Below are 6,960 nucleotides of genomic sequence, written 5' to 3'. Positions count from 1 at the left end.
CGCCCGAGGGGGCGCCTGCGCCAGCGTTGTGGGCGCGCTCCGGCGCCCCCTCGCGCTTACGCCCCTGTTCCTTGTCCATTTCAAAGACCTCCGGTTGCGGTTCAATCTACCGCAGCCGGGTGTCTCATCGAACCGTGCCGCGCCCCAGCCAACCAACAAGTCGGCCAGCAAACCGGGCAGCAAACCAGACGGCTGCACAGCGCCGGCGGCATTCGAAGGGGAGTGAGAAAATGTCAGAGAGGATCGCGTTCATCGGGCTTGGCGCCATGGGGTTGCCAATGGCCTCCAACCTGGTCCGCAAGAACTTTTCGGTCATCGGCTTTGACCTCGATCAGGGCAAGCTCGACAAGCTGGTTGCGCTGGGCGCACGACCGGCCGGCGACGTTACCGCCGCCGTGCGGGACGCGACCGTCGTCATCACCATGCTGCCCGTGCCACCGCAGGTGCGCGAGGTCATCCTGGGTGGTGAAGGCATTCTCGCCGGCCTCCGGCCGGGCGCGCTGGTGATCGACATGAGCACCGTCGACCCACAGACCACGGACACGGTCGCCACGGCGTGTCTGGAGAAAGGCATCGCCTTTGTGGCCGCCTGGTCAGCCATGCGGAACGCGGCGAGTCCCTGTTCATGGTCGGGGCCAGCGATGAGGGCTTCGCCCGTGCCGAACCGATGCTGAACGCCATGGGGACGACCGTCCACCGCTGCGGCCCGGAGGGCGCCGGCACCCGCATGAAGATCGTCAACAACTACCTGGCGGTGATCGGCGCGCAGTTGACGGCAGAGGCCATTTTGCTGGGCACCAAGCTTGGCCTGCCGGTGGACGTGATGAAGGCGGTGTCGGGTGGGACCACGGCGACCAATGGCCAGTTCCAGATCAACTTCGCGACCAAGGTGCTGAAGGGGGACACGGCGCCCGGCTTCACCATCGACCTTGCCCACAAGGATCTGATGCTGGCGCTGACGGCGGCCGCGCAGCAGCGTCTCGGCCTGCCGGTCGGTTTGGCGGCGGCCGGTGCGCTCGGCGCCGCCCGCGGCGGTGCCTATGCCCAGCGCGACTTCTCCGCACTGCTCGACTACGCCTGCGACATTGCCGGCGTCACCCCGCCGCGCCTGCCGGACTGACCGGACACGGCACGACCACCGCGAAAAGCAAAACCAGGTTTGGGAGGAAGGGAATCATGAAGACTTTGGCAGCTCTGGCCACGTCGCTCGTCGCGCTGACACAGGTGGCCTTCGCTCAAGGTATTTCCGACAACAAGGTCAAGATCGGCGTCATCACCGACCTGTCGGGCGTCTACACCGACATCGCCGGCAACGGTTCGGCGGTCGCGGCCGAATTGGCGGCTGAGGATTTCGGTGGGAAGGTCAAGGGCGTTCCTATTGAGATCATCAAGGCCGATCACCAGAACAAGGCGGACATCGCCAGCTCCGTTGTTCAAAAATGGTTCGATACCGAGCAGGTCGACGCCATCGCGGACATGGTCACGTCGTCGGTCGGCCTTGCCCTCCAGCAGGTGGCGGTGCGCTCGAAGAGGGTGGCGCTGAACACCGGCGCCGGCACGTCCGGCATGACCAACGCGTCCTGCTCGCCTTACGGCGTGTCGTGGGTCTACGACACCTATTCGCTGGCCACCGTGAACGCCAAGGCAACGTTGCAGAGCGGTGGCGACACCTGGTTTTTCATCACCGCCGACTACGCCTTCGGACATGACCTGGAAAACGATGTGCGCAAGGTGCTGGAGGCCAATGGCGGCAAGGTCGTCGGCAGCGTCCGCCATCCCTTCCCCACGCAGGACATGAGCTCCTACCTGCTGCAGGCCCAAGCGTCGGGTGCCAAGGTCATCGCTCTGGCCAACGCCGGCCAGGACACGATCACCGCGATCAAGCAGGCCAAGGAATTCGGCATTCTCGACGACAGCAAGGTCAAGGTGGTGGCTCTGCTCGCCTTCGAGCCGGACATCCGGGCCATCGGCCTGTCCGACGCGGCCGGCATCCTGATGTCGAGCGGTTTCATCTGGAACCGCACTCCGGAGACCATCGCCTGGTCCGACCGCTTCCACGCCAAGACCGGAAAGCGCCCGACCAGCGTGCAGGCCGGCACCTATTCCGCGGTGTTGCATTACCTGAAGGCGGTCGAGGCGACCGGCACGGACAACGCCGACAAGGTGATGGAGGCCATGCGGGCCACGCCGGTCAAGGACATGTTTGCCGACGGCGGCACCGTGCGCGCGGACGGTCGCATGCTGCACGAGATGTATCTGGTCCAGGTGAAGAAGCCTGAGGAATCGCGCGACCCCTGGGACCTGTTCAAGGTGGTTGGAACGGTGCCCGGCGAGCAGGCCTTCCGCCCCGTCGCCGAAAGCCAGTGCCCGCTGCTCAAGAAATAGGAAGGGGGCGGCACTCTTCGCTCCCGGCGCACGGTCGCCGCCATCGCACTCTCCCCTTCATGTCAAGAGATCCGAACGTGAGCGAGACAAGTCAGATCGTACGGGACACGGCCAACCGGCTGTTCACGGAACGCATCTCCCCGCAACTTCTGCTCGGCGCCGAAACCGGCGCTTGGCTGGGCGAGGAGTGGACCCTGATCGAGGAGATGGGCTTGCCCCTCGCCATGGTTGGCGAGGAGGATGGCGGCGTCGGACTCGACGACGTGGACGCTGCGATGGTGATCCGCGTCGCCGGAGCCAACGCTGTGCCGCTGCCGCTGGCCGAAACCATGCTGGCGAACCGCTTCCTGGCCGCCGCGGGACTGCCTCTGTCCTCCGGACCGGCGACCGTGGCGCCGGTCCGCCCCACCGATCGGTTCCATTTGGAACGAACGGGCGGCGGCTGGCACCTGTCCGGGACCGCCCACCGCGTCCCCTGGGCGCGCTCGGCACAGACCGTCCTCGTCCTGGCCGAGGCGGGTGGACAGACCTTTGCCGTCCGGCTCGGCGATGGGCAGGTCCGGACGGAATGCGCTCATAATCTGGCCGTTGAGCCACGCGACAGCCTGTTCGTGGACGGCCCGGTTCCGGACACGGCGGTTGCCTCTCTCCCCGACGGGATGGGGATCGGCGACCTCATGGCGATGGGAGCGGCCCTGCGCACCGCCGCGATGGCCGGCGCCATTGGGCGGGTGCTGGAAATGACCGTCGGCTACGCCAACGAGCGCGCTCAGTTTGGCCGCCCCATCGGCAAGTTCCAGGCGATCCAGCAGTCCCTGGCCGTCATGGCGGGCCACGCGGCCGCCGCGTCCGGGGCCGCCGACCTCGCCGCCGAGGGGTTGTCTCAGGGAGCCCGGTCATTGACTGTCGCCGTCGGCAAGGCGCGGGCCGGCGAGGCGGCAGGTGTCGTCGCAACCATTGCCCATCAGGTGCATGGCGCCATCGGCTTCACCCATGAACACAGCCTGCATTTCCTGACCAAGCGCCTGTGGTCCTGGCGCGACGAGTTTGGGAACGAGGCGCACTGGAATCGCCTGTTCGGACAGCGCATGGCCGAGGCCGGCGCCGATGGAGTTTGGCCGCTGATCGCCGCTCTCTGATCAGCGCCGCCCTTCCCGGAGACATCCCTCGATGCAAGATTTTTCATTCCCGGCGCCGCCGACGGCGCCGGACACGGCCGAACTGCGTGCCGAGGTGCGCGCCTTTCTGGCGGCGGAACTGGCCGGCTATCCCGCCGCCAAACGCATCCGCTCCTGGAGTGGGTTCGATGCCGACTTCAGCCGCAAGCTGGGGCAGCGCGGCTGGATCGGCATGACGTGGCCCAAACAGTATGGCGGACACGAACGCAGCGCACTGGAACGCTACGTCGTTCTGGAGGAACTGCTGGCGGCCGGCGCTCCGGTTGCCGCCCACTGGATCGCCGACCGGCAAAGCGGCCCTTTGCTGCTGAAGGTCGGGACCGAGGAACAGAAGCGCAGCATCCTGCCGCGCATCGCCGCCGGCGAGTTCTTCTTCTGCATCGGCATGAGCGAGCCTGATTCCGGATCCGATCTTGCGGCGGTGCGCACGCGCGCCGTTCCGGTGGAGGGTGGCTGGCGGGTCAACGGCACCAAGCTGTGGACGACCTATGCCCACCACGCCCACGCCATGATCCTCTACTGCCGGACCGGCGCCGCGGACGACCGGCACGGCGGGACAAGCCAGTTCCTGGTTGATCTGACGCTTCCCGGCATCACCATCCGGCCCATCGCCGACCTGTCGGGGGCGCGGCACTTCAACGAGGTCGTGTTTGAAGACGTGATTCTGCCGCACTCCGCCCTGATCGGGCAGGAGGGGGACGGCTGGAACCAGGTGATGAGCGAACTGGCCTATGAGCGCAGCGGCCCTGAACGCTTCCTGTCGACCTTCGTGCTGTTTGTCGAACTGGTGCGGGCGCTTGGCGGCCAAATGACGCCGGATGCGGCGGGCGCGCTCGGTCGGCTGGGCGCCCATCTGGTCGTTCTCCGCCGCCTGTCGCGGTCGGTGGCCGGCATGCTGCAGGATGGCCGCAACCCCGCTTTGCAGGCATCGGTCGTCAAGGATCTGGGCGCCCTGGCCGAGCAGGAGATTCCGGAGATCGCCCGACAGCTTATGGCGATGGAGCCCGACCTGCGATCGCACGACGCCCTGTCGGCTGTGCTGGGCTACTCCATCCTCAACGCGCCGGCCTTCTCCCTGCGTGGCGGCACGCGGGAAATCCTGCGCGGAATCATCGCGCGGGGTCTGGGGCTGCGCTGACACGCCCTTCCCTTCGGCCGTCTGTCGGCGGCCCACACCGGCTTTTCAGGAATTCCCCCATGTCCGATCCAATCTTGTCCGATCCAATCATCTTCGAGAACAACGACGGCATCGTCACGCTGACGATCAACCGGGCGGAAACCCGCAATCCCATCTCCGACCCCGACATGATCGAGGCGCTGCTGGAGGCGCTCGACCGGATCGACCGCGATCTGTCAATCCGTGCGGCGATCCTGACCGGCACCGGGACGAGCTTCTCGTCCGGCGGCAATTTGAAAACGATGGGTGAGCAGGGTGGAATCAACGATCCTCTGCCGGCCCGAACCCGGCGGAACTACAAGTTTGGGATCCAGCGGCTTCCCCTGGCCTTCGAGGCGCTGGAGGTCCCGATCATTGCGGCGGTGAACGGCCCGGCCATCGGTGCCGGTTGCGATCTCGCCTGCATGTGCGATCTCCGGATCGCCGCGGAACGCGCCGTGTTCGCGGAGAGCTTCGTCAAGGTCGGCATCGTGCCGGGCGATGGCGGAGCGTGGTTGCTGCCGCGCGTCGTCGGCTTCTCCAAAGCCTGCGAGATGGCTTTGACCGGCGATCCGATCGACGCGGCCGAAGCGCTGGCCTGCGGCCTCGTATCGAAGGTGGTGCCGAACGACGTGCTGCTCGCCGAAGCCCGCAAGCTGGCGATGCGCATCGCCGCCAACCCACCCCACGCGGTCCGCATGACCAAGCGACTGCTGAGAGAAGGACGCAGCGCCACGCTCGACCATTTGCTCGAGCTGTCGGCGGCGATGCAGGCGCTTGCCCACGCGACGGCCGACCACAAGGAAGCGGTGGCCGCCCTGCTGGGCAAGAGGCCGCCGAGCTTCACCGGACACTGAAAGGATGGACGCCACGGCCGAACGAGACAGCACTTGGGATCGCGGGCATGATCACCGGAACCAATGACATCATCCTGGAAGCGCGCGGACTCTCTAAGGAGTTCGGAGGCTTCATCGCGGTGAAGGAGGTCAACCTCCAGGTCCGCCACGGCACCATCCATGCGCTGATCGGCCCCAACGGCGCCGGCAAGAGCACGGTCTTCAACCTGCTGACCAAGTTCCTGACGCCGACGCGCGGCCAGATCCTCTACAAGGGGCGCGACATCACCGCCATGAAGCCCGCCGACGTGGCGCTGCTCGGCATGGTGCGCTCCTTCCAGATCTCCGCCGTCTTCCCGCACCTCAGCGTTCTGGAGAATGTCCGCGTGGCGCTGCAACGGCCGCGCGGCACCAGCTTCCATTTCTGGAAGCCGGAGGCCAGCCTGCATGACCTGCATGACCGTGCCGAGGAGCTGATCGAGGCGGTGAACCTCACTCCCTGGGCCGGCCACACCGCCGCCGAACTGCCCTACGGCCGCAAGCGCGCGCTGGAGATCGCCACCACGCTGGCGCTCGACCCCGAGGTGATGCTGCTGGACGAGCCGCTGGCCGGCATGGGCCACGAGGACATCGAGGGTACCGCCGCGCTGATCAAGCGCGTCTCCGCCGACCGCACCATCCTGATGGTGGAACACAACCTGTCGGTCGTTGCCCACCTGTCGGACACCATCACCGTGCTCCGCCGCGGCGAGATCCTGGCGGAAGGGCCGTACGACGTCGTATCGCGCAACCCTCAGGTCATGGAGGCCTACATGGGTACGGGGGCCGGCACGGGTGAGGTGGGCCATGCCTGACGGCACGACCGTGAAGACCGCGATGCTGGAAATCCGTGACCTCCAGGCCTTCTACGGCGAGAGCCACGTGCTGCACGGCGTCAACATCGACGTGCGCCAGGGCGAGGTGGTGACGCTGCTTGGCCGCAACGGCGCCGGCAAGACGACCACCATGCGCTCGATCATGGGCATCGTCGGCAAGCGCAACGGCTCGATCCGCTTCCAGGGCAAGGAGCTGATCGGCATGGCGCAGCACAAGATCCCCCGCCTCGGCATCGGCTACGTGCCGGAGGAGCGCGGCATCTTCGCCTCGCTCAGCGTGGACGAGAACCTGATGCTGCCGCCGGTGGTGAAGTCGGGCGGCATGACCGTGCCGCAGATCCACGAGCTGTTCCCCAACCTGCAGGGCCGCGGCACCACCCAGGGCACGCGCCTGTCGGGTGGCGAGCAGCAGATGCTGGCCATCGCGCGCATCCTGCGCACCGGCGCCGACCTGATCCTGCTCGACGAGCCGACCGAGGGCCTCGCCCCCGTCATCATCGAGCAGATCGGGGTGGCGGTGCGCAAGCTCT

General features: G+C 66.9%; 8 protein-coding genes. All 8 read left to right on the top strand.

Going from position 1 to position 6,960, the window contains the following annotated elements; translation table 11 throughout:
• Positions 1–230 precede the first annotated feature (230 nt).
• Entirely contained in the window at positions 231–674 is a 444-nt protein-coding gene (locus AC1DVI_RS31715; protein WP_476961365.1) for an NAD(P)-dependent oxidoreductase, read from the top strand.
• On the top strand, positions 626–1,120 hold the full coding sequence (locus tag AC1DVI_RS31710; protein WP_476961364.1) for an NAD-binding protein: 495 nt from the start codon (positions 626–628) through the stop codon (positions 1,118–1,120). The genes AC1DVI_RS31715 and AC1DVI_RS31710 overlap by 49 nt, the downstream gene beginning before the upstream one ends.
• Before the next feature lie 56 nt (positions 1,121–1,176).
• Positions 1,177–2,385 carry an ABC transporter substrate-binding protein gene (locus AC1DVI_RS31705; protein ID WP_476961363.1) on the top strand — a complete coding sequence of 403 codons (1,209 nt, stop codon included), beginning with the start codon at positions 1,177–1,179 and terminating at the stop codon, positions 2,383–2,385.
• Positions 2,386–2,462: 77 nt separating this feature from the next.
• The gene (locus AC1DVI_RS31700) at positions 2,463–3,524 is read left to right on the top strand and encodes an acyl-CoA dehydrogenase family protein (RefSeq protein ID WP_476961362.1); all 1,062 of its coding nucleotides are present in this window, start codon (positions 2,463–2,465) and stop codon (positions 3,522–3,524) included.
• A gap of 31 nt (positions 3,525–3,555) precedes the next feature.
• Entirely contained in the window at positions 3,556–4,701 is a 1,146-nt protein-coding gene (locus AC1DVI_RS31695; protein WP_476961361.1) for an acyl-CoA dehydrogenase family protein, read from the top strand.
• A 59-nt stretch (positions 4,702–4,760) separates the two neighbouring features.
• Positions 4,761–5,576 carry a crotonase/enoyl-CoA hydratase family protein gene (locus AC1DVI_RS31690; RefSeq protein WP_476961360.1) on the top strand — a complete coding sequence of 272 codons (816 nt, stop codon included), beginning with the start codon at positions 4,761–4,763 and terminating at the stop codon, positions 5,574–5,576.
• Between the two features lie 47 nt (positions 5,577–5,623).
• Positions 5,624–6,409 (top strand): ABC transporter ATP-binding protein, encoded by a 786-nt coding sequence (locus AC1DVI_RS31685; RefSeq protein WP_476961359.1) that lies wholly within the window; start codon positions 5,624–5,626, stop codon positions 6,407–6,409.
• Positions 6,402–6,960: ABC transporter ATP-binding protein (locus AC1DVI_RS31680; RefSeq protein WP_476961358.1), on the top strand; the 559-nt coding region annotated here is incomplete at its 3' end. The genes AC1DVI_RS31685 and AC1DVI_RS31680, both read left to right, overlap by 8 nt.

It is taken from the genome of Azospirillum sp. P4_B5 (assembly GCF_056402275.1).
This window is presented reverse-complemented; position numbering and strand designations above follow the sequence as displayed.